The sequence below is a fragment of the Francisella-like endosymbiont genome (assembly GCF_003069505.1).
Lineage (GTDB): Bacteria > Pseudomonadota > Gammaproteobacteria > Francisellales > Francisellaceae > Francisella.
Map to the genome: position 1 here is coordinate 111,480 of NZ_QAPC01000001.1, position 25,721 is coordinate 137,200.

The window sequence follows — 25,721 nt, forward strand, 5'->3', positions numbered from 1 at the left end:
TGAACTATTTTTTGTATGAAAGCATTTCTAGATATAATTGGTTAAAATGTTGTTTTAGGTATTTTATCAATGAGTTTATTTTCTTAAGTTGATGTTTCACCAGTAGTGAAATAATAGATAATTTGGTAGTTTCAGCATAATCTAGCAAGACTTCGATTAAATTTCCATTTTTGATATTAGACTCTACATAAATATCTACAAGTCGAGCAATTCCTAACCCTGCTAATACGCTTGTTTCATAACTCTGCCACTGGTGACATGAATACTATTATTATGAATATGAAGAATATATCTATCCTTAGTCAAAACTAATGAGCATTGTTTGACACTGCCATAAATTAGTGGTAGGATCTTCGAGCCTGGGATTAGTTTTTGTCCGTGCTTTTGAATAAAATCACGACTAGCAGCATATTTGGTAGCAACAGTACGTAAAGATGAAACTATAAGGTTAGAATCAGCAAGGTTACCCATGCGTATTACTAAGTCGTAATCACTATCCAAAAAATTCACTCTGTGACTAGAAAAATCTAAATAAATATTAACTTTAGGGTTTTGTCTGTGAAAGCTCAGCAATATTGGAGCTATTACTTCTTCACCAAGTATTCCACCAATGCTATTTACTTTTATAATTCCATTAAGGTGATTACTTTCTTGGCTAGTAAGTTCGGTAGCAATAACTAAATCTTTGAGAGCTTTTTTGCATTTTTGATAATACTCTTGTCCTATTTCTGTTAGCCTGACGACATGCCTGTTGCTTCTAATAAAGTAGCTGTACTTTAAAATGATTTTCAAGATTTTTGATATTTTGACTAAGATTTGATTTTGCAATGCTTAGTTATCTACAGCCTTAGTAAAGCTTTGTTGTTCTGCTACATGGATAAATGAGTAGATACCACGCCAGTGGATATTGTTCATTATTATATATACAATGTTTTATTATTAGTATTTATCAGTCTAATAATATCCTATAGAATTTATAATGATAAAACACAGTAAAATAAAAAAATATAGGAGAAGTAAAATGCATAAATCATTAGTTGTAATTACGGAGCAAGTTCAGGAATTGGTGTAATTATTGCAAAACGTTTTTCTGAAGCTGGACATTCACTTTTGCTAATTGGTATAAAGAGTAGAAAAAATTGAAGAATTAAATCTACCAAATACACTGATTCGTAAGTTTGATGTGATAGATGCACAACTTTAGGAAATGCAATAAAAGAAGCAGAGGCGCAATATGGATCTGTAGATTGTCTAGTAAGTAAGGGCTAATCCTACTTGTTAAAATTGATACTTAAGATCCAACTGAGTGGAAAAAAGTATGATGTAAATGTATTAGCCATTGCTTAATGGCATACAAGCAGTACTAACTGATATGAGATCTAGAAAAACTGGGACAATTATCAATATAAGTTCAATCGCTGGTAAAAAGTCACTTGCCAACCATGCTGCGTATGTTGGAACAAAATTTGCAGTTTCTTCCATAAGTGAGAATGTACGTGAAGAGGTCGCAGATGATAATGTAAGAATTATGACAATCTGCCCAGGTGTTGTTGAAACCGAGGTTCTAAGTCATACTACTTCTGAAAAATAAAAGAAGATTATCAAAGCTGGAAAAAATCTATGGGTTCTTCTTTAGAAGAATTAACTAATACATAAAAACTTGAGTAGAGTCAAAATCTTATGTTTAGAAAATCCGAAAAAAATTATTTCGACTATTTCAATCAACTTTTAGTATTAAATCAACAGTCTAAATTATTTTACAAATAAGCTATACCATTCTAAATTATTAATCAACTTAAAGGTATGTTAAAATTCTAAACTAATAATTTAAATGAAATAAAAATTCGTATTTTAGATGTTTAGTAATCAGACTTTCTTATTTTATGATTTAGAGACTAGTGGCATAAATAATTCTTTTGATCAGGTTTTACAATTTGCTGCGATTAGAACTGATTTAGATTTTAATGAGATTGAGAGATTTAATTTTTTTGTAAAACTAAATCCTGATACAACACCATCACCTATGGCAACAATCACTCATCATATTTCTATTGCTCAAGCAAATACTGGGATATCAGAATATCAAGCAATCCGAAAAATTCATAAAATTATCAATATACCAGGAACTATAAGTATAGGTTATAACACTCTTGGTTTTGATGATGAGTTTTTAAGATTTGCATTTTATAAAAATATGTTACCACCATACAATCATCAATTTAAAAATGGTTGTTTTAGAGTTGATTTGTTTCCGATAGTTACTTGTTATTACTTATTCTGTACTCAAGTACTAAATTGGCCTAAAATTGTTGATGAGGAGGGTCAAGAAAAAACTTCTCTTAAACTGGAAAATTTAAATGAAATTAATAATCTCTATAGCGGTGGTAGAGCGCATAATGCTATTACAGATGTGATTGTCACTGTAGAGTTAGCTAAAAAGCTAAGAGTTGCAAATCCAAAGATTTGGCAATTTTTACTAGCAAAATTTAATAAGCAAAATGATGAAAATACCTTAGCACAACTTGATATTGGTCTAGATGTTAGTGATCATAAATATAAACAAGCTATTGCAATCAGCGGTATATTTGGCTCGAAGAATAATTTTATCTCGGCAATATTAGACTTAGGGCAACATCGACACTATAAAAACCAAGAAATATTTTTGTGTTTAGATAACTATCTTTTTAGTGAATTTATACAAAAATTTGGTAGTTTAGAAGCAGAGCACTGGCGCCTAACTTTAAACAAAAAGTGGGGCGATATCCCTCTCATTTTACCAGCTAAAACTCGTTTTGTAGGTAAGTTGCCACAGGATAGGCTAGATTTGATAAAAGCAAATAAAGAATTTATCCAAGGTAATCCAGAGATTTTTGCTAATTTTGTCGAGTATGTATTAGAGTATCAATATCCAGAAATTGAAAACATTGATATTGATGTAAGTATTTATCAAAGTGGTTTTATGAATATGGCTGACGAGAGAGGTTGTGATAAATTTCATAGCTTACCTATCACGCAAAAAGCACAAATGCTTAATCAATTACCAAAATCTTATTATGACAGAGCTGTGCGTATAATTGGTAGATTAGACTTCTCAAAATTACCAGCAAAAGCACAAATGGAGTTTCAAGACTATCTTAGCAAAATTGTCAGCCTCAATGCAGATGAGCTTTTGATTGATCATAAAGGTAAAACCCGTAAAACTCTAGAAGAAATTTACCAAGAAATCCAAGAGCTAAGAGCAAATCATGATTTGACTGAAGAGCAACAAGCATTGCTACATGAGTTAGAGGAGTATCTTTTTTAAGATGAACAAATTTAAACTAGTAACAAAATATGCTCCAGCAGGTGATCAGCCACAGGCAATACAAAGTCTTGTTGAGGGTATAAATAATGGCTTACAGCATCAAGTTTTACTTGGTGTAACCGGCTCTGGTAAAACTTATACTATGGCAAATGTCATCCAACAAACACAAAAACCATGTTTGATACTTGCACATAATAAAACCTTAGCAGCACAGTTATATTCTGAGTTTAAGCAATATTTTCCAGATAATGCCGTTGAATATTTCGTTTCATATTATGATTACTATCAACCAGAAGCTTATGTAGCCGCATCAGATACTTACATAGAAAAAGACTCATCTGTAAATGAGCATATTGAACAAATGCGTTTATCAGCAACTAAGGCAATACTTGAGCGTAATGATGTGATAATAGTTGCTACTGTCTCAGCAATATATAGTCTAGGTGATCCAGAGCAATATATGCAAATGTTGTTACATATTAAGGTTGGTGAAGATTTAGGACTCAAGAAAGCTCAAGCTAAACTTGTTGAGATGCAATATTCGCGTAATGATATAGATTTTAGTCGTGGAAGCTTTCGTGTGCGCGGAGAAGTTTTAGATATTTTCCCATCAGACTCTGAGAAAGATGCTATTCGTGTAGAGTTTTTTGATGATGAGATAGAGGCAATAAGCATAATTGATTCACTAACATTAAAGAAAATCAAATCACTGCATCGGGCTACAATTTTCCCAGGTACTCACTATGTTGCATCAAAAGAACGTAAAGAAATAGTAATAGAGGAAATCAAAAAAGAGCTCAAAGAAAGAGTTAAATATTTTGAACAAGAGGAGAAACTTCTTGAAGCGCAAAGGATTGAACAACGCACAAAATATGATATTGAGATGATTCAAGAACTTGGATACTGTACTGGGATAGAGAATTACTCAAGATTGCTTTCTGGAAGAGCTACAGGTGATCCACCACCTACTTTGATTGATTATCTTCCAGAGAATGCTTTAGTGATAGTTGACGAGTCACATGTGACATTACCACAGTTTAGAGGAATGTATAAAGGTGATCTCTCACGTAAGGCTAACCTTGTAAATTATGGCTTTAGGCTTCCATCAGCATTGGATAACCGCCCACTGAAATTTAATGAGTTTGAGAAACTACTCCCACAGACAATTTATGTATCAGCAACGCCAGCAACTTATGAATTAGAAAAATCTCAAAATACAGTTGAGCAAGTAATTCGTCCAACGGGATTATTAGATCCAGAAGTTTTTGTCCGTCAGGTCGCGATACAAGTTGAAGATGCTTTGTCTGAGATTAATAATGCTATTGCTAAAGATGAGCGAGTGCTAATAACTACACTTACTAAGAAAATGGCAGAAAATCTCGCTGAATATTTATCTGAACATGGAGTTAATGTCAGATATTTACACTCAGATATCGATACTGTTGAAAGGGTACAGATAATTCATGATCTTCGTCATGGGGTGTTTGATGTACTAGTGGGGATTAACCTTCTTCGAGAAGGTCTTGATATGCCAGAAGTGGGTCTACTACTAATATTTGATGCTGATAAAGAAGGTTTTTTACGTTCGGAAAAATCTCTTATTCAAACTGTTGGTCGTGTGGCAAGAAACCAAAATGGTAGAGCTATCCTATATGCAGATATTGTTACAAAGTCAATGCAAAAAGCCATGGATGAGACATTACGCCGGCGTAAACTCCAAGATGAATATAACCAAAAGCACAATATAACTCCAAAAACTATTATTAAGAATATTGATGATATGCTTGATAGTTCTCCAGAGATGCAAAAACGTGCTTATAAAAATAATTTGCGCTTAAAGGTTGATGATGTAGATGTTTCGGCTATACTAGGTATGACTGAGGCTTCAAAGGTTATCAAAACTCTTGAAAAGCGTATGCGAGCTTATGCAAAAGAGCTTGAATTTGAAAAAGCTACAACTATTAGAGACAAGATAGCTGAAATAAAGCAGAAGTTTATTAACTTGTGATTTTTGTTAGATTTTTTAAAAAGAAGTATTATTAATCATGGCAATAGAAAGTAGACTAAAAAAGGATAGACTTTTTTTGCGCTTTACTTGGGCACGGTTGCGAAACTACCTGATTAGAGCGAGAAAAAGCTTGTATGCCTCTATCATACTCTGTGGTTTGATAGTAGGAGTTGATTTATATTTAGGGAATGTTGAATTTGTGACTCAGTCGCTAGAGATTGGTATTACTCTAGCATTTGTATTATTTGTATTTTTTTTCTTAATAACAAAAGATGACAATCTTGTAGATATAATTATTTCTGGTGCAGAGGGTGAGACTACTGTACTTGATGAGTTAAAAAAGCTTGATAACAACTTTGTATTATTCAATAGAGTTGTTTTACCTGATGAAAAATCAACAGTAGGTAATAGAGAGATTGATTTTATCGCAATATCACGCAAAGGTATATATATTATCGAAGTTAAAAATAACCGTGGTTATATTGAAGTTGAAAATATGGCTGAGCGATGGAACGTATCTAAGACCTCACAGAATAATAAGGTTTATGCTAAGACAATTAAAAATCCTATCAGACAGACTTTTGCACAGAAAAAAGTTTTACAGACATTCCTTTACAATCAAAAGATTTATATCAAAGGTGTACCTGTAGTTACGATAGTTATTTTTGCAAATGCAGATGCACAATTAAGTGAAAATTTCATTGCTGATGATGCTAACCAAGCAGTTCTTTCTTTAGAGAATTTAATACCTTTTATTAAGGCAAAAGAAGAATATCTTGAGAAGATGTCTACTCGTTCACGCCGAAAAATTATTAGAAAACTTGAGAAAAAATAATGCTTAATAATAGACCTATAGGCGTTTTTGATTCAGGTATTGGTGGTTTGACTGTCGTTAAAAACCTTATGAACATATTACCAAATGAGAATATTATCTATTTTGGTGATATAGCTAGGATACCTTATGGAACAAAATCGCGAGCTACAATTCAAAAGTTTGCAGCACAAACAGCAAAATTTTTGATTGAGCAAGAAGTCAAAGCAATAATTATTGCTTGCAATACTATTTCAGCTATTGCTAAAGATATTGTCCAAGAGATTACTAAAACTATACCCATAATAGATGTAATAACTGCTGGGGTAAGCTTGGTAGATAATCTAAATACAATTGGTGTAATTGCCACACCAGCAACTATCAATAGTAATGCCTATGCTTTACAGATACACAAGAAGAATCCTAATATTGAAGTCTATAGTAATCCTTGTGGTTTATTTGTCTCAATGATAGAAGAAGGCTTTTTTAGTGGTCAGATAGTAGAACTAGTAGCTAAAGAGTATCTTAGTTATTTTTATGATAAGAATATACAAGCTTTAATTTTAGGTTGTACGCATTATCCAATTATCAAAGAGAGTATTGCAAAAATTTTAGGTGTGAAACTTATAGATCCATCATTGCAAGCTAGTAAAATGCTTTATTTGTTACTCTTTGAGAATAAGCTTTTAAATAAAGCTAACTGTAATCCGCAATATAGATTTTACGTAACTGATATTCCTTTGAATTTTAGATCAGTTGGTGAGATGTTTCTTCAAACACAGATGCAACATCTTGAGATAGTCAGCTTAGATAGATATTAAAAAAACTCTTTTGTAAACATTTCTTCTAAACAAAAATAAAACCATATATGATTTGCTAAATGTCAATTAACAACATTAGTGATAGAGATGTACGATAGAGATAATAAAAATGTTATATTACTTACTGGGGTTGGTACAATCTTTGAGTTTTATGATTTTGTTTTATACATGATTTTTCAAAAGAAATTTCAGCAACATTTTTTGCAGAAATAGATAATCCAACTATAAGGCATTTTTGACTGTTTTAATATTTTCAATCGCGGATCTGGTAAGACCTTTTGCAGGAACTATTCTTGGTATCGTTGGTGATTTGATAGGGCGTAGGCGACTTTTGTTATTTACAATATTACTTATGTGTGATTGTGAATAAGCAAAATAATGTGATGGTACTGATGTTAACTTAAATCCAAGTATTTTAGCTTTCTTATTCAAAAGATGAGATAAGGCTAACATAATACTTAACCCCAGTGAGCATATTAGCTAATAAATCTTGTATATTAACTGATTGAATGTGAAAATTACTAGATAATATATTTAGTAGACACTACGATGCAACAATCACTAAAATTAAGTGAATTTCTTGAACTTATAAAAAGTACTATAGAAATGAGCTTTGGCTATGAAGGTTTCTGGATAGTTGCGGAATTGTCTGAATGGCGTAAGTCTGGAAAACACTATTATGGTGAACTTATTGAGCATGATGGTATAAGTAAATATCCTATTGCTAAAATTAGGTGTAATTGTTGGGCAAATAAAGCTGATTACATTCATAACAAGTTTGGCTTAGCAACTGGAGAAAAACTTAGTTCTGATATGAAAGTCTTAATGAAAGTTATAGTAAGCTACCATATCAGTTTTGGATTGAGTCTAAATATTGTCGATATTGATCCAGCTTTTACACTTGGTGATAGACAAGCTCGCAAAATAGAAATTATTGAGAAATTAGCTAAAAAAAGCATACTAGAAAAAAATAAGTCTCTAGCTATCCCTTATGATTTTACAAGTATTGCTGTGATTACAAGTATAACAGCAGCAGGAAAGGGCGATTTTTTTGAAGAAGCTGATAAACTTCAATATTTAGGACTATGCAAGTTTGATATTTATGAGGCAAAAATGCAAGGTGTAGAATGTGCAAAAAATGTCTCTGAAGCTTTTGCTAAAATACAGCATCAGGCTGATAGTTATGATGCGATTGTACTTATCCGTGGTGGAGGTTCTCAAGCTGATCTTGATTGGTTTAACAATATCGTACCTGCTGAAAGTATTTGTAACAGTAAAATACCAGTGATGGTTGGCATAGGGCATGAGCGCGATTCTACAGTTTTAGATGAGATATGTACTAAAAGGTTTGATACACCATCTAAAGTCATAAATTTCATCACAAATACAATTATAACTAATGCTAAAAATGCCAAGTATAATTATGCAGCTATACTCAAGATTACGAGTAGTTTAGTAAGACAAAATAAACTCCAATTAGATAGTTTATATCATAATTTTAAAACTAAAATTGAATATTATTTATATCAAGCTAACCAAAATATTGAGAATAATTACAAATCAGCTATATCTATAACCAGAGGATTGGTAAAATTATATGGCAAATCTATAGATATGCAATATGATAATGTAATTTCTAATTCGCAAAACCTTATAAAAAAATCTCATAACAATCTTGAGGAGTCATATAATTACTCAATAAGTATCGCTAAAAATGTTATAAAATATTACAATCAAGCAAGTGCTTACTTATATAAGCAGATATTATCGGTATCTATTGAGCCTACTTTGAGAAGAGGATTTAGTATAACTAAAACACAAGATGGTAAGTATGTTATTAGCCAAAAGCAAGCACAAAAATACCTGAATTTAGAAATAGTCTATACAGATGGTCAAGTACAAGTAGAGGTGAAAAATAATGGCAACACAAAGTAAAAAATTCGCAAAAAACTATGATATATTAGCAGATATAAATGAGAAACTACAAGAGCAGCAAGATAATCCAGCATTACTAGATGAGTTAGCACCTATGCTTGAGCAAGCTTCAAAAAGCTATCAGCTATGCAAAGAGAGAATTGCTGCAGCACAAAAATTTATTGATGAATTTAAAAAAGATTAACTTAATCATTACTTATTTATTATTAATCATGCTCTGGCTTTGGAGTATTTTTAGGTATAGTGGTAGTATTTATATTTTCAAGCTTTTTATCAGAATCTCAAATGCATAGTTATGGGTGGAGATTGTGTTTTGTGATTGGTATGGTAATGTCATTATTAATGCTGCTTATATCATCGGCAACAGCAACATTTGTAGTTACTATTAATGAGCTATTTCCGACACATCTTAGATTTAGTGGTGTTGCAACTGGTTATAATGTTAGTAATACACTATTAGGCGGAACTGTACCATTAGTTTTAAGTATTTTGATTGTATATTTTGGTCATATGGCACCAGCATTGTATACTATTATAGCTTCAATAATGATTGTAGTGATTATTACAAGAATGCCTGAAACTAGAGTGATTGAGTTGGAAGAGTAGCTATTTATTAGCATCTATATCAAACAAACTCTTATCCATCAAATGACTAGGTAATACATTTGAAAGAGAGTTTAGAATATTACTTGGTACTTTTGGATTCTCATGTACCAAATCTTGAATAAGTTTTTTGACTTTCTTTCTTTTGAGATTTTCTTGCGAACCACATAGGTTACATGGAATTATTGGGAAATTCTCTTCTTTAGCAAATTCTATTAGGTCGCGTTCTTGTACTAAAACCATTGGGCGAATGACAGTATTTTCACTATCTTGAGTAATAAATTTAGGTGGCATAGATTTAATCTGACCTTGGTAGAGTATTGATATTAGTAATGATTGAATTAAATCATCACGATGGTGCCCAAGAATTATTTTATCCATTTTATGCTCTTTTGCATATCTGTAGATATTACCACGATGAAGTCTAGAACATAGTGAACAATAGGTTTTACCCTCTGGAACTTTATCAATAACCACTCCATAAGTGTTTTTTGTCTCGATTTCATAAGATACACCTAAATTATCAAGGTATTTTCTAAGTTGGCTACCATCCCAACCTGGTTGAGACTGATCTAGAGTATATACATGAAGATCAATATCGTAAGTTTTATCTTCAATAAAACTATGTAAGACTTTTAGAAGTCCAAAAGAATCTTTACTACCAAATAGGCAAAGCATAACTTTATCACCTTTATCAAGAAGCTTGTAGTCTGCAATAGCTTTGGTGATATAATGGCGCAGTTTTTTCTCAGTCTTCGTCATTTATTTATAAGCCTTTTTAAATAACCTGTCTTTTTCACGTGCCCAATCTTTGTCTTTTTGTACTTGGCGCTTATCATTAACTTTTTTACCTTGAACTAATGCTATTTCTACTTTTACTCGCGGACCTTTCCAATACATAGCAAGAGGTACACATGTAAAACCTTTTTGCTCAATTCTACCCATGATTTTATCAATCTCACAGCGATTAAGAAGTAGCTTACGCGTTGTTGCAGCATCTGCGACCACATGCGTTGAGACGGATAGTAATGGCGTAATTATACAATTAAGAAGCCACGCTTCACCATGCTTAATATGCACATGACTATCAACCATTTGTACTTTACCAGCGCGAATACTTTTTACTTCCCAGCCTTGTAGAACTATTCCAGCTTCAAATTTCTCTAAAATAGTATAATCATGCCAGGCTTTTTTATTTTTAGCAATAGTCGTTGGAGAAGCTTTATGTTTACTCATAACTTTATTATTTTTTGTAAAAAAATATACAATGTAAGGATTATATATTATCAGCAAATCACAAAAGATTAAATAAATGAATAAGGTTAATAAATCTGCAGTTGTAAATTATAGTGCTGCACAAATGTATGAGCTTGTAAATGATATTAGAAGCTACCCTAAATTTTTACCAATGTGTTATGATATTGAAATCTTTGAGCAGACTGAAATAGAAGCAGTAGCATCATTAAAAATAAAGTCTGGATTTGTCAGACTTGATTTTGCGACTCATAATACAATGGTCAAAAATGAGCATATTCATCTAAACTTAATGAACGGACCATTTAAAAGCTTAACTGGTGATTGGAAGTTTGAGCCACAAGGTGAAAACTCATGTAAAGTTTCATTAGATATGGAATTCAGCTTTGAAAATAAATTTGTCGAAATGGCGCTTGGACCAGTTTTTCGTGGTTTAGCAGATAAGATGTTAGGCGCTTTTTGTAAGCGTGCAGAAGAGGTTTATAAATAGTGAAAATAGAAGTTATCTACGCTTTAGCTAATGAGCAAAAGTCTTTTTTTGTTGAAGTTGACGAAGCTATAACTGTCAGACAAGCTCTCAAATTATCTAAAATATCACATAAATACCCAGAGTTAGAGGATATCGAGAATTTAAAAGTTGGTATATATAGCCAGCTAGTAGATTTAGATTATCAGCTAAAAGATAGAGATAGGATAGAAATTTATAGAAATCTAACTATAGATCCTAAGCAGGCACGCATGCTAAGAGCTGAACAAAAGCGTAAAAAAGAAGGTATTAGACTTTTTGGAGCATGATAAATAAAAAAATAGCTATTATCGGTGCTGGGCTTGCTGAATGTTCATTGGCGTATGAATTAAGTAAAACAATTAGCTTTGATATAACTATATTTGATAGGAGTTGTGAAGTAGCTCATGAAGCATCAGGTAATTTTGCTGGTATATTAGCACCATATTTAACTTCTGATAATAACTTTTCTGATCAATTTTATACTCTTGGTTATAGCTTATTAATAGATTTTATAAATGAGTACAGAAATTACATAGAAATTTACAATCAAGGAGTAATACAACTTTTAAGTGATCTAAAAGAGCAACACAGATATCAAAAAATTTTCACAAATAGAAATATAGATTCAAATGTGGCTAAATTACTATCAGCTACACAAGTTTCTCAACTTATAAATACAACTACTTCAAAAAGTGCTGTTTATTATCCAAATGCTTTAGCATTAGTACCTAAAAGTATTTGTCAACTATGGCTTAAATTAGCAAATGTGAAATTAAATTTACAGACCAAGCTAATGGTAATTAGTACAAATCAAAAAGGAAATTGGCAATTAGAATTTGATAATTTTAACCAAGATTTTGATATTGTAATTTTTGCAGGTGGATACCAACTATTTAAGCAAATAACTCAACTCCAAAAAATCCCAGTATATCCATCACAAGGTCAACTAACAGTTATCAAAAAAAGTTTTGATATCACAAAAACTATTATGGATAAGGGTTATATAATTCCAAACTATAAGCAAAATTTACAAGTTATCGGTGTAACCTTTCGTGATAATAGTGATACTAATACAGATATCAGAGAAGAGGATAATAACTTTAATATAACTCAAATAAAAGAAATGCTAGGTAATAGCAGTATAGCAAGTATAAATATAGTTGATTCAAGAGTAGCTACAAGATGTGTGACATCAGATCATTTACCACTAGTTGGTAAACTAGTTGATTATACTAAGTTTGAACAAGACTTTTATAAGCCATTATTAAAAGGCTATCTAAAAGCAAAAATGCCAAAGATTGAATATCAACAAGGCCTATATGTATCTTCAGGTTTTGGTTCAAAAGGTTTATGTTCATCATTGTTAGCAGCCAAGATTATAACTGCACAAATAACTAATCAAACACCACCATGTTGTGATAAATTATTAGAAGCTTTATCTTTAGAGCGTTTTTGGATTCGCGGCTTTAAAAAGGGTATAAAGTTTTTATAAAATTATTACTAAGCTTATTTATACATCACAATTATTGGCTATAATACTAAATTTTTTTAAGCTAAATCATAAAACTATGAAGTTAAGAGTAAAAGTTAGTAACTATTTAGAATGGGATGGTCTAGTTGTGGGATTAAATGGGAAACACCCATAAATGACAGTGATCCTTATGAGAAATATAATAGAAAAGTTTTCTATTGGAATAACAAGTTATATAGTTTTTTTACACCTGTTGTAAAAGCCTATAATTTTGTTGTTCCTGATGCAGTTCAGACAGGTATATTTAATATTTTTCAGAATTTGTTTGAGCCTAGTAGAGTGGCAAATGATCTATTCCAAGGTGAGTGGGGTTATGCAGGTGATAATAGCATGTGTTTATTAGCTAACGCTACACTTGGAGTTGTAGACTTCTTTAATGTTGCAAATAGTTGGTTTAATCTATCAATGAGGTACTACCAAGATTTTGCTGTGACATTACATAAATGGGAATTATATAAAAAGGGCTATGTATTGCCGTATATAATCTGACCAATTTTTGGTCCTGTAACTATAGAGGGATTAGTGATAGTGTTAATGCGCTGTTTAATCCACTTACATATTTATTTTTAGCTCCAGGGAGTAGGCACATTTACTGCGTATGTGGTTAACTATAGTGTTTATGGCTTATATTTATAAACCAAGGGGTTTCATATTTACCAGCATATTAAAATTTAGAAGAAGTTTCTATTGATCCATGTGCAGCTTTGCGTAATGCTTATATACAAAATTATGATTACGGTATGGCAAAAGTCCTTAAGCAAAAGATCCAGCATTAGATTCAACACAACAGAATAATCAAGCAATACTTATTATGTTCAAAAATCACACTGAGGTTATTAATGGAAAAACTATTTAGTAAATTTAATGTCATTGTTAATACTTTTACCAAGTTTAACTTTAATTGCTGCACCATTACTAACTGGTTATGATTTTATCCCCATTCAAGAAGAAATGTAGATTGCCCAACCAGTTGTGCAAAAGCATGGTATAGTTGCATCTCAAGAAGCTCTAGCAAGTAAAGTAGGTCTTGAAATTCTTAAACAAGGTAGTAATGCTGTTGATCTTGCTTTAGCTATTAGCTGTCACTCTTACCAAGAGCAGGTAATCTTGGTGGTGAATTTATGTTAATTTACCTAAAAAATAGCATAAAGTTGTTGCGATTAATTATCGAGAAAAAACTCCAGCAAAATCTTTTAGTGATATGTTCCTAAATGGTAAAGGTGATGTTGACTATAGTAAAGTCTCTAGTTCATACAATGCTTCAGGTGTCTCGGTACGGTTGCAGGCTTAATTGATGCGCAACAAAAATATGGTAAATTTGTCGATAAAGATGACAATATGGTTTCAAACACTTATACGCTAAATTACTACCAGGTAGTGGAATTTTGTTAAATAATGAAATGGATGATTTCGCTGCTAAAGTTGGCATGGCAAATGTCTTTGGTTTAGTTCAAGGTGAAGCAAATACAGTTACACCAAACAAAAGACTGCTAAGTTCAATGACTCCAACGATAGTATTTAGATAAAGATGGTAATCCTTTCTTAGCTACAGGTTCATCCTGGTAGCAACCATATTATTATAACAACTTTGCAAGTGATTTTAAATATCATTGATTTTAATATGAATCTTCAAGCAGCTGTGTTAATAACTCTCATGTTTATAGTCAATTATGGCCAGATGAGTTAGGTGTAGAGCAGGGTATATCTGTAGATACAATAAATCTACTTAAAGAAATGGGTAATAATGCTGTACCTTATGCTGCGATGGGAATAGCTGAATCAGTAATCTCTGATGGGCAATATGTCTATGGTGTAGCAGATTCACGTAGAGTGGGGCTTTAGCTGTTGGGTATTACTTTATATTGTCTGTCTTTTAATTTTTGATATGACATTTAAATATAATTGGCCAAATAACAGTATATAATTTTGTACTATTTTCCCTGATTCTTTAAACTTATCATAAAATCCTAGTTCAATTATAGAGCATTTTCTGTGACTTTTGAGGTATTTAGCATAAGCAGAAAAAGATTTGAGATATTCGATAAAACTATCGAAATTCATTTGTTTAGTTTGTTTAAAATCTGGAGCATCTAACTTGGGTAGATTAATATTGATATCTTTGTAAAAGTTATCACTATGTTCTTGTGGGAAGTACGGACGAATAATTCTATAAAACTCTTGGTAAATAACTTCAACCTTTGCGTTGATAGTAATGTTATGGTGGTATGCCCAAATAGCTACAATTCCATTAGGTTTAATTATGCGTAAGCATTCTTTTTTAAATTTAGTCATATCAAACCAGTGAGCAGCTTGTGGAAACTGTTATTAGATCTACACTTTGATCCGCAAACATACTATTAGTCTCATCTATTTTAAAGTATTTTATACTATTACGTTTTAAAGCTTTAGCTAGTTGTGCATTGCTAATATCAGTAGCATGAATCTCATTGATAAATTCAGCTAATTTGATTGCTGTTTGACCATTACAGTACCACAATTCCAAGCTTTTCCATTGGAGGTCATTTTTTCTTTTAGAAATCTTATAATCTCAACAGGAATACTAGGTCTAGCTTTTTGATATAGTGTTGCAACAGCACTAAAATCAACTTTTTACATTATTCATTATTATATATTAAAATTTGAATTTTAATGTTTACATATTTAAATATAGTATACTATTTATAAGTAGTTATTACACTTTTTTTGGAGCTGCTGAGCTATCAGCAAGAATTTCCCCATCGACATTTAACTCAACTTGTAACATATTTTGATTCATCTGCTGCCAAATATAATGCTGCATAAGCTACATCTTGAGCTTATCCCATGACTTTTAGAGGAATATAATTAATAATTGCTCTTATTGCTGCTTGTTTGTGATTTTCGTCTTTAGATAGTATTTCATCTCACATTCGTGTCAAGATAGCTCCAGGATGAATTGAATTACGGCGAATACTATATCTCATATTAGTGTAATAATAAAGCAACCGATTTTGTATGGTTTCTTACAGAAGCTTTACTTAAAGCATATGCTACAGCTTGAGATATTCCTACAAGTCCAGATCGTGAAGAAATATTAACTATACTTACACCTTTTTCTTTTATAAGTTTAATAGCATATTTACATCCTAAGACTACTCCATTATAATTCACAGAATGTACTTTCTGCTAAGAAGTCACATCTAAGTCTTTAGGATTATGTGGACCAGCACTTTCTATAAAACCTGTAATTCCTGTATTAAACTAAGATATTTAATTTACCAAATTTAGCTTTAATATATTTATAAAATTCTATCCAATTATCCTCATTACTGACATCTAAATGCTTGTATTCAATACTTTTGTATACAATACTTTTGACAAAACTACTACTTAAACTATCGTTGATATCAGAAAAAATAACTATAGCATTCTCATTAGCAAATAAAATTCTGCTGTTGCTCTACCTATTCCTCTAACAGCGCCTGTAACTAAAGCTATTTTATTTTCTAATCTTTTAATTATTAGGAGTCTTTAGTTTTTTAGATAGCTGAAGGTTAATTTTGTGGTAAATATAAAAATAATCTCAAATTAATGATGGTTAAAGAGTACCACGAGAAGCTTTTTTACGGTCTGATTCTTTTAGGTGTTTTTTTCTTAATCTAATGGATTTTGGTGTAATTTCAACAAGTTCGTCATCTACGATAAATTCTAAAGCATACTCAAGAGTAAGCTTAATTGGTGGTACTAGAGTTACAGCTTCATCTTTACCAGAAGCACGGATGTTAGTAAGTTGCTTACCTTTACAAGGGTTTACGATAAGATCATTGTCTCTGTTATGAATCCCGATAATCATACCTTCATAAACATCAGTACCATGGCCGATAAACATTCTGCCACGCTCTTGTAGGTTAAATAGAGCAAAAGCTAAAGCCTTACCAGATACCATCGAAACTAAAGTACCATTTTGACGAGCTTCAAGAGTTTGTTTTTTCATCGGGCCATAGTGGTCAAATACTTTATTTAAAATACCTGAACCTGATGTAATAGTTAGGAATTCTGTATAGAAACCTATCAAACCACGTGAAGGAATTATAAATTCAAGTTTGACACGACCTTTACCATCTGGCTCCATATTTTTAAGCTCGCTTTGGCGTAAGCCCATTTTTCCCATTACAGTACCTTGATGCTCTTCATCAATATCTATAATAGCTTGTTCATATGGCTCATGCTTTTCACCATTGATATCTTTGAAAATTACTTGTGGGCGCGATACTGCAATTTCAAAGCCTTCACGACGCATATTCTCAAGTAAGATTGATAAATGTAATTCACCACGACCAGAAACTTTGAATTTATCAGGATCATCTAGCTGCTCAACTCTTAGAGCAATATTGTGAATAAGTTCTTTTTCGAGTCTTTCTTTGATTTGTCGTGATGTTACAAACTTACCTTCTTTACCAGCAAAAGGCGAGTTATTAACTTGGAATGTCATACTGATAGTTGGCTCATCTACAGAAAGTGCAGGCAGGGCTTCAACATGCTCTGGATTACATAATGTATCAGAAATTTTTAGACCTTCCATACCTGTTACGCAAACTATATCACCAGCACTAGCTTCTGGTACTTCTTTACGCTCAAGTCCAAGGTAACCTAGTATTTGTAGCACACGTCCACTTCTTTTCTCACCTGCAGCATTTACAATTGTTACAGGAGTATTTGTCTTGATTCTACCTCTCTGGATACGGCCAATACCGATAGTTCCAGTGAAGTTTGAATAATCTAGTGAAGATATTTGCATTTGGAATGGACCATGCTCAATCAACATTAGGATACTCAATATTTTCAACTATAGCTTTGAAAAGGTCAGTCATATCATCTTTTTTTTGATTAATATCATTAGTTGCCCAACTATTAATTGCAGAAGTATATATAACAGGGAAATCTAATTGCTCATCAGTTGCACCTAATCTATCAAATAAATCAAAAACTTGATCAACAACCCAATCAGGGCGTGCACCATCTCTATCAATTTTATTAATTACAACTATAGGCTTTAGACCTTTTGCAAAAGCTTTTTCAGTTACAAATCTAGTTTGAGGCATAGGTCCATCAACGGCATCAACTAATAGTAATACAGAGTCTACCATTGAAAGTACACGCTCAACTTCACCACTAAAGTCAGCATGGCCTGGGGTATCTACGATGTTTATTCTATAATCATTCCACTTAAGAGCAGTGTTTTTAGCTAAGATTGTGATTCACCTTTCTTTTTCAATATCATTTGAGTCCATAACTCTTTCAACTTCCGGCCCACGTGTTTTAAGTGTTCCAGATTGTTGTAATAATTTATCAACTAGGGTTGTTTTACCATGGTCAACATGTGCAATAATTGCAATATTTCTTAAATTTTTAATCATTCAGTATTACCTATTTTTATAAAATCACATATTTAATTATAGACTAATAGAAGGTAAAAGTACTTAAAAACTTAAGAACTTTAATTTGAAATTAGTTTTCTATTCTTAGTTATAACCAACAAAGAAAATAATAAATGATAAAAATCTAAATAAGATAACTTAGATAACTTGTAAATCTATATAATGATTATATATTATATTGAAATATCACAATTAAACTCATAATTGATGCATTGTAATGATATATAGTTAATTAATAATCCAAAAATATAGCCAAAAACTAATAAACTACTGTCTACATATACAACTATTCCAAAGATAACTGATATGACCAATCAGTATCTGCAAAAGGAGATATAGGCAAAGTCAGATAATTTAAATTAGTATCATTAGTATAGTAATAAAATTAAAAATTTACAGTTAATAGCTTATCTTTAGTTATTTTCTTTGGTTGGATACTAAATCTATTATAAACAAGTATTGCAACTAATGGTAGTATTAGGTCATGGCTATACACTGCTAAATTATCAAAATACCTACTACTAATATTATGAAGAATCAATAAACTGAAACGAATCGATTATAGTTGCCAGCAGGTAGAAATACCAAGCATCTATTTTTGAAAGGACAAATCTTTATAGCAAAAATTAAGCTGAAGATTAGTATAAAAACCGCCATATTATAAGACAGCACTCATCTAAAATTATTTATTATTTAATTTTTAATAATAATAGAATAGTTAGTATAAATCTTAAGTAAATAAATATTTGACTTATTGATTAAAAAAATATAAAATATTGCTATACAATATTTAATTGTAAGTAAGTATTTGGCTTAACAACAATTTAAAAACATTTGCAGTATGGAGTTATTTTATGCGTAAATTATTTATTGGGTTTTTATATACTTTTTAAGCTTTTGCATTGCAGTATCTATGTACTCAGAAAAAGATATTGGATTAGAGTATATATCAGAAAATTTGAAAACAAGGCCAATAAAAGAAGAAGATCGAGATTTCTGGTACGATTTACATGCATCGGAATCTGTTTGTAAATATTTTAGAGATGGTAAAACAAGGAGTGCTGAGCAGGTTAAAGCGCAATTTGACAGAAGTCTCGCAAGGTTTAAAAATGGTGATCCAAGATATTTACATATGATAGAACAATTAATAGAAGGTAAATGGATTAGAGTAGGTGTTGTTATATTAGGCGGCTCTTCTAAACCTAAGTTTTTAGAATGTGCTATGATTACACACCCAGCTTTCGATACAGAAAATAACCAATATTTAGATATTGATTTCAAAAATAAAACTCTTGAACCACATAATCAAAAAGAAGTTAAAAATTCAATCACCCAATTTGGGGGAATAAAAATGCATCACGTATATTACAATGGGGGTTAAAAAATTATATTCCATTTATTTTAGAAACTAAAGCTAAATATTCTTGGGAAAATGACCAGGGAGAAGTGTTTGAAGAAGTATTTGATGGTTCACAATATATTGGGATCTATGCAACTGCAACAAATCCAGCTTCTATGAAAGTTCTAACAAATTATGGTTTTACTGAGAAAGGTAAAAGTGAATGCAATTGGGGTAGTAAGTATATATATGAATACTTATTTTAATATTTAATTAGGTTCTAGAACAAAAGTTTGTAAATTAATGGCTGATGTAATTAAATATAGCTTCCGAAGCTAAATAACTGCATCAATGGCAAATAAAATATTATATTCATGAATCTAATTGGTCAACTATATTGTCTTTTTTACAAGTTCAAAAAGCTTTATACAAAAGACTTACAAAAGTTTAGGAAATTTATTAAAGCTGTATATTACGTACTTAAAACTGATATCCAATGGTTAATAATCCAGAATATATGGTAAAAGTAGAGCTATTCATAAGAGCTATAAGGCATGGGCAGATAAGAGTATTTGCAGTGAACTAATATGGTTTAGATAAAGATTTAAAACAAGTTAATTTGATCAATTAAGTATCGTAAGCAAGAAGAAATGTAAGAACGATTTTTGTCAGTAATTAAGATCTTATCAGAATTTATACTTGGCAAAAAAAGCTCAATGTCACAAATCATAGTGATCAAGCACGAAATAATAAAATAGCTTATGAGATTTTGTCTAAGTCACATCCGACAAGTAAAGAAATCTTTTATGTTTTTAAATTACATTTTAGCAAGAAGATGGCAGAGTTTGCCGAAATAGTATACCTGCATCATGAAAATGGTTTCCCTATAGATACATAGTCAAACAAACAAAACCTTAAAAAATTTTATAAACAAATAACCAATCACCAAAATATGCCTATAGAGCTAAAAGATAAGTTTTTGAAAGCATTAGTAGATGAGTATGCTAGACTAAAGTATAGTATAGATAAAAAGGTTGGTTTTAAAACAAAGATTTACAATAGTGGTGGTCAATATAATCTTTTTTGACTTAGATTATTCTAACAATACTATTAATCTTATTAATCTTTTTATTGAATTACTTTCTGGGAGAAAAATATATTATTGTTAGAGTAGTATCAAAGTTTACTGATGTAAAAAAAGATTATTTATTTAACTCTATAGAAATTTTGAGAATTAAAGTAATTGAAAAATATAACCATGTCTTAGGACTTATAAGTAATGTTTTTAAACTGTTACTACTGTTATAGCACCGAGATTGAATTTAAAAGAGGTGATAAATGTATCTAATGATAATCTAGTAAATATCAAAAAACTTGAGATATCTTTTACACAGCTACACACTAGAAAACTAAGTAAAAAACTAAGAAAACAAGTATTACAAACTAAAAATAGATTCAATCAAAATGTATGCATAATAAAAACTCAGCTAAAAAGGTTAGATACTTAACTACAACAATGGCATAGATTATCTTTTAGTAAAGATGAGAAATTAACCAATAACATCGAACATGAGTTGGTATATGTTTTTCTTGAAGATAAAATGAGAATGTTTTTGTCATATCAGATGTATGAGTATATAAATCATAATCATAACTTTCAAACAAAAGAACAATATATCAAAGCTTATGCAAGATAGATTGTTAAAATCTTAAAAGAGCCATTAAACTTAGAAGACTCTTTAGTTTTAACAGCTATAGAGATGTCTCAGGCTATAAATCTTAGTTTATTAATTTAGTTAATCAAAAATTAGATACTACTTATAATTTATGTAAATATATTAAAACGAATATTTTTGAACTTAGAAGGCAAATACAAAAAATTTTAGTTGCACAATATGTCTAATTGATAAATCTTCTGTACCTTGCTAACATCGTTTGATTACCACTAATCCCGTCACAATGGATGTATATAATTGGTTTTGGTAGTTGATGATATTTTGCTAATAAAGTACGCCAAGCTATTGGATCATAAAGTAAATCAAATTCGATTTTTGTTTCTCTAAGTAGTTTTAGGTAGATATCGTAGTTGGCGATATCTAATTGACCAAAGCTATTTTTAAAATTTGGCGAGATGATCTTAGGATGAGCTAATTTAGCATCTATACTGGCAAATTGTTCTTTTAGATAGTCTGAGCTACCAACACATGGGATTGTATAGACTTTATTTGCTAAATATTTCTCAAGATATAACGCTGTTGTACCCGTGCCAGCTGCAATTACAACACTATAGTTATTTATATTATTTATTTGGCAATACTTGTTAATTTCTAAAGCACATGCAGCTATACCTTCTTCAGCATCGGCATTTCTACCGCCTTGATCAAAAAAATAAAGACTATTTTCTATCTGATAATTTGTTTTTACACTTTCTAAATTTAGAGGGTTTGTGATTTCAAATAGTTGCATACCATTTGCTAAAGCTAGTTTAAGATTACCATTTTTATTTTGCTTAAGAAACTTAGGTAGAGGTTTTATCCAGTAATGAAAATTCCAACCTTTAAGCTTAGCTAATTGTGATAATACCAACATAAAATTAGACTGATTACCACCGAAAGATACAATCGTTTGGATATGTGAGTATTTATCAGGATTGTTTAGAGTATAAGCAAGTTTTCTAGCTTTGTTACCAGAAAAGATAGAGTGGCTTAGGTCATCCCTCATTACAATAAAATCTTTATTTTCAAAAGATATTTTTTGAAATAAGGATAACATATAGAAAATTATTCTTCTAGAAGCTCAAACTCATCTTTACTAATACCACAGTCAGGACATTCCCAATCTGCTGGGACATCTTCCCATCTAGTGCCTGGTTCAATACCATCTTCTGGCCATCCTTCAGCTTCATCATAAATCAAACCACAAACGATACAAATGTATTTTCTATATTCCATAACTAACTCTAAAAAAAATTGATTAATAAATAAAAAGTTGCAATATTTTAGCATTATAAAAATTATATATCCAGTATCTTTATAACAACCTTACAAAAGGTTATCCTTAAATTCATCAACACCTATTTTATTTGATTTATTCGAAAAAAATATTATGTTATTTTCGACGAAAAGATTAGTTATTTGTTTAGGAATATCTTTGTCTAAATGTCTTCTAATAAGACGATAAAAAGCATCTTTATTATTTTTATTAAAATGTTTTTTGAAAGTTTTACAATTCTAGGTGATGGGCGTACTACATTATAGGTGAATATAAAAAGCCAAACGGTGAGTTGGTTGATTTTCATCTAAAAGGTGCTGGTTTAACAAAGTTTTCAACAGGAGATGATGACAAAGAAGTTTTAACACCTATGCTTAGAGAATATATATTTGGTGAGGCAATGTATAGCCTAGGTATACCAACTAGCTGTATCCTAGCTGTGATAACTATTGGTGAAAACACTCAAAGGAAATGAGCTACAACAAGGCATAATAGCTGTTAGAGTGGCTAGTAGTCATATCCACGTAGAAACTTTTCAATATGCAGCAATCTTAGATACTAAATATAATCAAGAGCTTTTAGACTATACGCTAAAAAGACATAATTATAAGTTATGAAGAGAATAAAGCAGCTCTAAGCCTACTTGATTATGTGATTGATAAACAAACAAGTTTAATAGCAGAGTGGGAAAGAGTAGGTTTTATTCATGGTGTTATGAATACAGATAATATGACTATCTTGGATAAAACTATTGATTATGGCCCATGTGCTTTTATGAATAGTTATGATCCAGATACAGTGTTTAGCTTGATTGAGTGATGGGAGATATACTTTTGCAAATCAAGCATCAATCGCTGGCTGGAGTATTCCAAGATTAGCAGAGAGTTTGTTGAAACTTATTTCAGAAGATAAAGAAGATGCTATTAAACTAGCTCAAGATAAATTGCAACGCTTTTCTGAAATTTATAAGAATAAATGGAAACAAATATTTCTAACTAAACTAGGTTTTGAGATTAGTCAACCAGCTGGTGATGAATTAATTTCAGACTTACTTATAGCAATGTTTGAAAATAAACTTGACTATACCAACACCTTTTACAATTTAACTTATAAAAACTTTGTAGCATTAAAAGATAGTGGTTTACGAGATTGGTTAGATAAATATATGATTAATAATGAGATAAATTTTGCAAATATGAAGAAAACAAATCCTGTAATTATTCCTCGCAATAACCAGGTAGAGAAAGTACTTAAGTCTTCCGAAGATACTAAGCTTGGCGATTTATATAATCTTGTAGCAGCATTTAAAACACCTTATGAATTTAATAGTCTAACTGAGAAATATATGGCAGAACCGGCTAAAGAAGAAACTTATAATTAGAGCAATCATCTGCCATGGCAAGCCAAAATAAGAGAAAACTACACCTGCTGCAATAAAAGCTGTACCAGGTATCCCTGAGACTCCAAGTGAAGCTAGCATACAGATTAGTGAAATTAGTACTACTGTTGAGGAAGTAATATCAACGCTAGTAGTATTCATAGTCATGATTGCTAATACTGCTGGAAATACGCCTGTACAGCTATTCATACCTAGAGTTGTGCCCATAGTTGGTACAAATGTGGCAATACTATAGTTGTAACATATTTATTTAAGCCATCAATTGATAATGGCAGTGTGTCCCCATACTCGATCTAGAAGTAGCAGCTACGAGCATAGCTTTCCAAATACTTTTGTAGAATCTAACAATATTAGTTCTAAATAAAATTAGAAGTATAATGTGTATTATCAGAACAATTATATAATGCAATATAACAAGTTAAGATAAAATACAAGACTGTTGAAATACTGTTCTTATCAAGCTCAATACTCATTTGTACCACCAAGACAAGTACACCGTACGGAGTGATAGCAATAATAATTCTAGCTAATTTTTTTATCCAAAAAAATGCTGAGTCAATAAAGCTAATAAAAGGAGCAGCTAACTTACTATCTTCGCGATGTGCAATTAGCATTGAAAAACCAAGAAGTATCGCAAATATTACCATAGCCATTACATTATTATTATCTATTTGATGGAGAATATTATCAGGTAAAAAGTCCAGATATACTCGAAGTCTTCATATCTTTAGTAACATTACCAGTAATAGATGTGATATATATCCCGTGTCCTAAATGCATAATAATAGCAACACTAGCACCTATTGCAGCACTTATACCTGTTAGGATTAAAAGTATAACTATTGCTTTATAGGAAAGTCTTATAACATAAGATCCTTCACAGTTTTTAAAGTTAATTACTGAGTGAGTGATTGATCTTAATACAACAGGGATAATCAACATCTTAAGTAAAGAAAATATAGTTATCAACTAAGATGTTACTAATTTGTATAAAACTATCACTATAGTAACTAGTAGAATTATTAGATAATACCAATAACGACACCAATGATTAAAGCAAGTATAGTTCTGAAATTAAAACTAACTTTTTCAGATGTAGAATTATTAAGTATTAAAAAAATTATAAGTAAAACTGACAACTACAAGTCTTAACATTATTCACTAAATCAGTTTACTATATAAACTATTAAAACTACTAGTACTGATTAAAAATTAATATATTCACTCAAAAATTGATATGATTTTTTGTTGTAAAAACAAAAAATCGCGCTTATAACGATTTAATCATAACTTTTTTATTTAACAGTAAAGATGACAACACTTATGTACCAAGAGGCAAGTAGTAGTTTTACCAAAGTCGCTAACTAGCTAAAATTAAACAAATATATCACTAGCTCAATAGTTAAAACACTTAAACAAAAACATATCAAAAGAATTATCACTATTGCTCGAGGTGGTTCAGACTGTGTGGCAAATTTTGCAAAATATTTGTTTGAAACTCATCTTGGTTTTAGTGTTTCTTCATTACCACCATCTATAACGACAATATATAGTAAAAATATAGGTGATGACCAAACACTAGCTATAGCTATCTCCCAGTCTGGGGAGGTAGTCCAGATTTACACTTAGCTTTAGAAGGTTGTAAGAAAGCAAGATGTACTACACTAGCGATAGTTAATGTAGAAAAATCTCCTCTAGCAGAAAGTGCAGATTTAGTTTTACCAGTAAGAGCAGATGTAGGAAATGCTGTTGTAGCTACAAAAAAGTGTCATTACATCTTTGGTGGCGCATTTGTAATAT

General features: G+C 31.0%; 21 protein-coding genes and 10 pseudogenes. 20 read left to right on the forward strand and 11 right to left on the reverse strand.

Annotated features, from left to right (window positions below; all coding sequences use genetic code 11):
• Positions 1 to 4: 4 nt before the first annotated feature.
• Positions 5 to 915, reverse strand: a pseudogene (locus C9379_RS00665) (LysR family transcriptional regulator).
• 106 nt (positions 916 to 1,021) lie between these two features.
• Here C9379_RS00665 and C9379_RS00670 point away from each other — a divergent pair.
• The 9 genes and pseudogenes from C9379_RS00670 to C9379_RS00710 form a co-directional block, all read left to right on the forward strand.
• Positions 1,022 to 1,635 (forward strand): annotated as a pseudogene (locus C9379_RS00670) (SDR family oxidoreductase); the annotation flags it as partial.
• A gap of 220 nt (positions 1,636 to 1,855) precedes the next feature.
• The gene (locus C9379_RS00675) at positions 1,856 to 3,304 is read left to right on the forward strand and encodes an exodeoxyribonuclease I (protein ID WP_143385118.1); all 1,449 of its coding nucleotides are present in this window, start codon (positions 1,856 to 1,858) and stop codon (positions 3,302 to 3,304) included.
• Between the two features lies 1 nt (position 3,305).
• A complete protein-coding gene (gene uvrB, locus C9379_RS00680; RefSeq protein WP_143385117.1) occupies positions 3,306 to 5,312 on the forward strand; it encodes an excinuclease ABC subunit UvrB in 2,007 nt (668 codons plus the stop codon).
• Between the two features lie 37 nt (positions 5,313 to 5,349).
• Entirely contained in the window at positions 5,350 to 6,147 is a 798-nt protein-coding gene (locus C9379_RS00685) for a nuclease-related domain-containing protein (protein WP_143385116.1), read from the forward strand.
• On the forward strand, positions 6,147 to 6,944 hold the full coding sequence (gene murI, locus C9379_RS00690) for a glutamate racemase (RefSeq protein WP_143385115.1): 798 nt from the start codon (positions 6,147 to 6,149) through the stop codon (positions 6,942 to 6,944). The genes C9379_RS00685 and murI overlap by 1 nt, the downstream gene beginning before the upstream one ends.
• 87 nt (positions 6,945 to 7,031) lie before the next feature.
• Positions 7,032 to 7,308 (forward strand): annotated as a pseudogene (locus C9379_RS00695) (MFS transporter); the annotation flags it as partial.
• Between the two features lie 185 nt (positions 7,309 to 7,493).
• Positions 7,494 to 8,879: an exodeoxyribonuclease VII large subunit gene (gene xseA / locus C9379_RS00700; RefSeq protein ID WP_143385114.1), complete on the forward strand. Its 1,386-nt coding sequence runs from the start codon at positions 7,494 to 7,496 to the stop codon at positions 8,877 to 8,879.
• Positions 8,863 to 9,063, forward strand: a complete 201-nt coding sequence (gene xseB, locus C9379_RS00705; protein WP_143385113.1) for an exodeoxyribonuclease VII small subunit — start codon at positions 8,863 to 8,865, stop codon at positions 9,061 to 9,063. Before xseA ends, xseB begins: the two co-directional genes overlap by 17 nt.
• Before the next feature lie 101 nt (positions 9,064 to 9,164).
• Positions 9,165 to 9,485 carry an MFS transporter gene (locus C9379_RS00710; RefSeq protein WP_318263396.1) on the forward strand — a complete coding sequence of 107 codons (321 nt, stop codon included), beginning with the start codon at positions 9,165 to 9,167 and terminating at the stop codon, positions 9,483 to 9,485.
• On the opposite strand, the gene ttcA is transcribed toward C9379_RS00710, so the two are convergent.
• Complete coding sequence (ttcA, locus tag C9379_RS00715) at positions 9,486 to 10,244, reverse strand: tRNA 2-thiocytidine(32) synthetase TtcA (RefSeq protein ID WP_143385112.1); 759 nt, start codon at positions 10,242 to 10,244, stop codon at positions 9,486 to 9,488.
• A complete protein-coding gene (smpB, locus tag C9379_RS00720; RefSeq protein ID WP_143385111.1) occupies positions 10,245 to 10,718 on the reverse strand; it encodes an SsrA-binding protein SmpB in 474 nt (157 codons plus the stop codon).
• A gap of 76 nt (positions 10,719 to 10,794) precedes the next feature.
• Here smpB and C9379_RS00725 point away from each other — a divergent pair, with 76 nt between their 5' ends.
• The 5 genes and pseudogenes from C9379_RS00725 to C9379_RS00745 all read left to right on the forward strand — a co-directional run bounded on the left by C9379_RS00725 (position 10,795) and on the right by C9379_RS00745 (position 14,652).
• Entirely contained in the window at positions 10,795 to 11,226 is a 432-nt protein-coding gene (locus C9379_RS00725; RefSeq protein WP_143385110.1) for a type II toxin-antitoxin system RatA family toxin, read from the forward strand.
• Complete coding sequence (locus C9379_RS00730) at positions 11,226 to 11,531, forward strand: RnfH family protein (protein ID WP_143385109.1); 306 nt, start codon at positions 11,226 to 11,228, stop codon at positions 11,529 to 11,531. The genes C9379_RS00725 and C9379_RS00730 overlap by 1 nt, the downstream gene beginning before the upstream one ends.
• Positions 11,531 to 12,736, forward strand: a complete 1,206-nt coding sequence (gene mnmC1, locus C9379_RS00735; protein WP_143385193.1) for an FAD-dependent 5-carboxymethylaminomethyl-2-thiouridine(34) oxidoreductase MnmC1 — start codon at positions 11,531 to 11,533, stop codon at positions 12,734 to 12,736. The genes C9379_RS00730 and mnmC1 overlap by 1 nt, the downstream gene beginning before the upstream one ends.
• Before the next feature lie 111 nt (positions 12,737 to 12,847).
• Positions 12,848 to 13,583 (forward strand): annotated as a pseudogene (locus C9379_RS00740) (MlaA family lipoprotein); the annotation flags it as partial.
• Between the two features lie 56 nt (positions 13,584 to 13,639).
• Positions 13,640 to 14,652: pseudogene (locus C9379_RS00745) on the forward strand (gamma-glutamyltransferase).
• On the opposite strand, the gene C9379_RS00750 reads toward C9379_RS00745, so the two are convergent.
• The 4 genes and pseudogenes from C9379_RS00750 to typA form a co-directional block, all read right to left on the reverse strand.
• Positions 14,633 to 15,067: a hypothetical protein gene (locus C9379_RS00750; RefSeq protein ID WP_343377492.1), complete on the reverse strand. Its 435-nt coding sequence runs from the start codon at positions 15,065 to 15,067 to the stop codon at positions 14,633 to 14,635. The pseudogene C9379_RS00745 and the gene C9379_RS00750 sit on opposite strands and share 20 nt — an antisense overlap.
• 1 nt (position 15,068) lies before the next feature.
• On the reverse strand, positions 15,069 to 15,272 hold the full coding sequence (locus tag C9379_RS00755) for a methyltransferase domain-containing protein (RefSeq protein WP_318263394.1): 204 nt from the start codon (positions 15,270 to 15,272) through the stop codon (positions 15,069 to 15,071).
• Between the two features lie 467 nt (positions 15,273 to 15,739).
• Positions 15,740 to 15,925, reverse strand: a complete 186-nt coding sequence (locus tag C9379_RS00760; protein ID WP_318263393.1) for an SDR family NAD(P)-dependent oxidoreductase — start codon at positions 15,923 to 15,925, stop codon at positions 15,740 to 15,742.
• A gap of 427 nt (positions 15,926 to 16,352) precedes the next feature.
• Positions 16,353 to 18,171, reverse strand: a pseudogene (typA, locus tag C9379_RS00765) (translational GTPase TypA).
• Between the two features lie 934 nt (positions 18,172 to 19,105).
• Between typA and C9379_RS00770 the strand changes: the two are divergent.
• The 4 genes from C9379_RS00770 to C9379_RS08625 all read left to right on the forward strand — a co-directional run bounded on the left by C9379_RS00770 (position 19,106) and on the right by C9379_RS08625 (position 21,039).
• Positions 19,106 to 19,573 (forward strand): GNAT family N-acetyltransferase, encoded by a 468-nt coding sequence (locus C9379_RS00770; protein ID WP_143385108.1) that lies wholly within the window; start codon positions 19,106 to 19,108, stop codon positions 19,571 to 19,573.
• A 65-nt stretch (positions 19,574 to 19,638) separates the two neighbouring features.
• Entirely contained in the window at positions 19,639 to 19,797 is a 159-nt protein-coding gene (locus C9379_RS00775) for a hypothetical protein (protein WP_318263392.1), read from the forward strand.
• Between the two features lie 503 nt (positions 19,798 to 20,300).
• Positions 20,301 to 20,429, forward strand: coding sequence for a hypothetical protein (locus C9379_RS08620; RefSeq protein WP_425536906.1), 129 nt, complete (start codon positions 20,301 to 20,303; stop codon positions 20,427 to 20,429).
• A 418-nt stretch (positions 20,430 to 20,847) separates the two neighbouring features.
• Complete coding sequence (locus C9379_RS08625; protein ID WP_425536907.1) at positions 20,848 to 21,039, forward strand: hypothetical protein; 192 nt, start codon at positions 20,848 to 20,850, stop codon at positions 21,037 to 21,039.
• Between the two features lie 391 nt (positions 21,040 to 21,430).
• Here the strand turns inward: C9379_RS08625 and C9379_RS00785 are convergent, their stop codons facing one another.
• The 3 genes and pseudogenes from C9379_RS00785 to C9379_RS00795 form a co-directional block, all read right to left on the reverse strand.
• Positions 21,431 to 22,303 (reverse strand): 1-aminocyclopropane-1-carboxylate deaminase, encoded by an 873-nt coding sequence (locus C9379_RS00785; RefSeq protein ID WP_143385107.1) that lies wholly within the window; start codon positions 22,301 to 22,303, stop codon positions 21,431 to 21,433.
• Positions 22,304 to 22,311: 8 nt separating this feature from the next.
• Positions 22,312 to 22,482, reverse strand: coding sequence for a rubredoxin (locus C9379_RS00790; RefSeq protein WP_143385106.1), 171 nt, complete (start codon positions 22,480 to 22,482; stop codon positions 22,312 to 22,314).
• Positions 22,483 to 22,572: 90 nt separating this feature from the next.
• Positions 22,573 to 22,755: pseudogene (locus C9379_RS00795) on the reverse strand (hypothetical protein); the annotation flags it as partial.
• Here C9379_RS00795 and C9379_RS00800 point away from each other — a divergent pair.
• Positions 22,744 to 23,903, forward strand: a pseudogene (locus C9379_RS00800) (protein adenylyltransferase SelO family protein); the annotation flags it as partial. The pseudogenes C9379_RS00795 and C9379_RS00800 sit on opposite strands and share 12 nt — an antisense overlap.
• Here C9379_RS00800 and C9379_RS00805 read toward each other — a convergent pair.
• Positions 23,895 to 25,060, reverse strand: a pseudogene (locus tag C9379_RS00805) (cation:dicarboxylate symporter family transporter); the annotation flags it as partial. The pseudogenes C9379_RS00800 and C9379_RS00805 sit on opposite strands and share 9 nt — an antisense overlap.
• 172 nt (positions 25,061 to 25,232) lie before the next feature.
• On the opposite strand from C9379_RS00805, the pseudogene C9379_RS00810 reads away from it, so the two are divergent.
• Positions 25,233 to 25,709: pseudogene (locus tag C9379_RS00810) on the forward strand (SIS domain-containing protein); the annotation flags it as partial.
• Positions 25,710 to 25,721 lie beyond the last annotated feature (12 nt).

Excerpts from the sequence above, each read along its gene's own strand:
- C9379_RS00790 (WP_143385106.1), bottom strand. The coding sequence starts at position 22,482 with ATGGAATATAGAAAATACATTTGTATCGTTTGTGGTTTGATTTATGAT.
- C9379_RS00725 (WP_143385110.1), top strand. The coding sequence starts at position 10,795 with ATGAATAAGGTTAATAAATCTGCAGTTGTAAATTATAGTGCTGCACAA.
- C9379_RS00785 (WP_143385107.1), bottom strand. The coding sequence starts at position 22,303 with ATGTTATCCTTATTTCAAAAAATATCTTTTGAAAATAAAGATTTTATT.
- smpB (WP_143385111.1), bottom strand. The coding sequence starts at position 10,718 with ATGAGTAAACATAAAGCTTCTCCAACGACTATTGCTAAAAATAAAAAA.
- C9379_RS00710 (WP_318263396.1), top strand. The coding sequence starts at position 9,165 with ATGCATAGTTATGGGTGGAGATTGTGTTTTGTGATTGGTATGGTAATG.
- C9379_RS00770 (WP_143385108.1), top strand. The coding sequence starts at position 19,106 with ATGTACTCAGAAAAAGATATTGGATTAGAGTATATATCAGAAAATTTG.
- xseA (WP_143385114.1), top strand. The coding sequence starts at position 7,494 with ATGCAACAATCACTAAAATTAAGTGAATTTCTTGAACTTATAAAAAGT.
- xseB (WP_143385113.1), top strand. The coding sequence starts at position 8,863 with ATGGCAACACAAAGTAAAAAATTCGCAAAAAACTATGATATATTAGCA.
- C9379_RS00685 (WP_143385116.1), top strand. The coding sequence starts at position 5,350 with ATGGCAATAGAAAGTAGACTAAAAAAGGATAGACTTTTTTTGCGCTTT.
- C9379_RS00750 (WP_343377492.1), bottom strand. The coding sequence starts at position 15,067 with ATGACTAAATTTAAAAAAGAATGCTTACGCATAATTAAACCTAATGGA.
- uvrB (WP_143385117.1), top strand. The coding sequence starts at position 3,306 with ATGAACAAATTTAAACTAGTAACAAAATATGCTCCAGCAGGTGATCAG.
- C9379_RS00675 (WP_143385118.1), top strand. The coding sequence starts at position 1,856 with ATGTTTAGTAATCAGACTTTCTTATTTTATGATTTAGAGACTAGTGGC.
- murI (WP_143385115.1), top strand. The coding sequence starts at position 6,147 with ATGCTTAATAATAGACCTATAGGCGTTTTTGATTCAGGTATTGGTGGT.
- ttcA (WP_143385112.1), bottom strand. The coding sequence starts at position 10,244 with ATGACGAAGACTGAGAAAAAACTGCGCCATTATATCACCAAAGCTATT.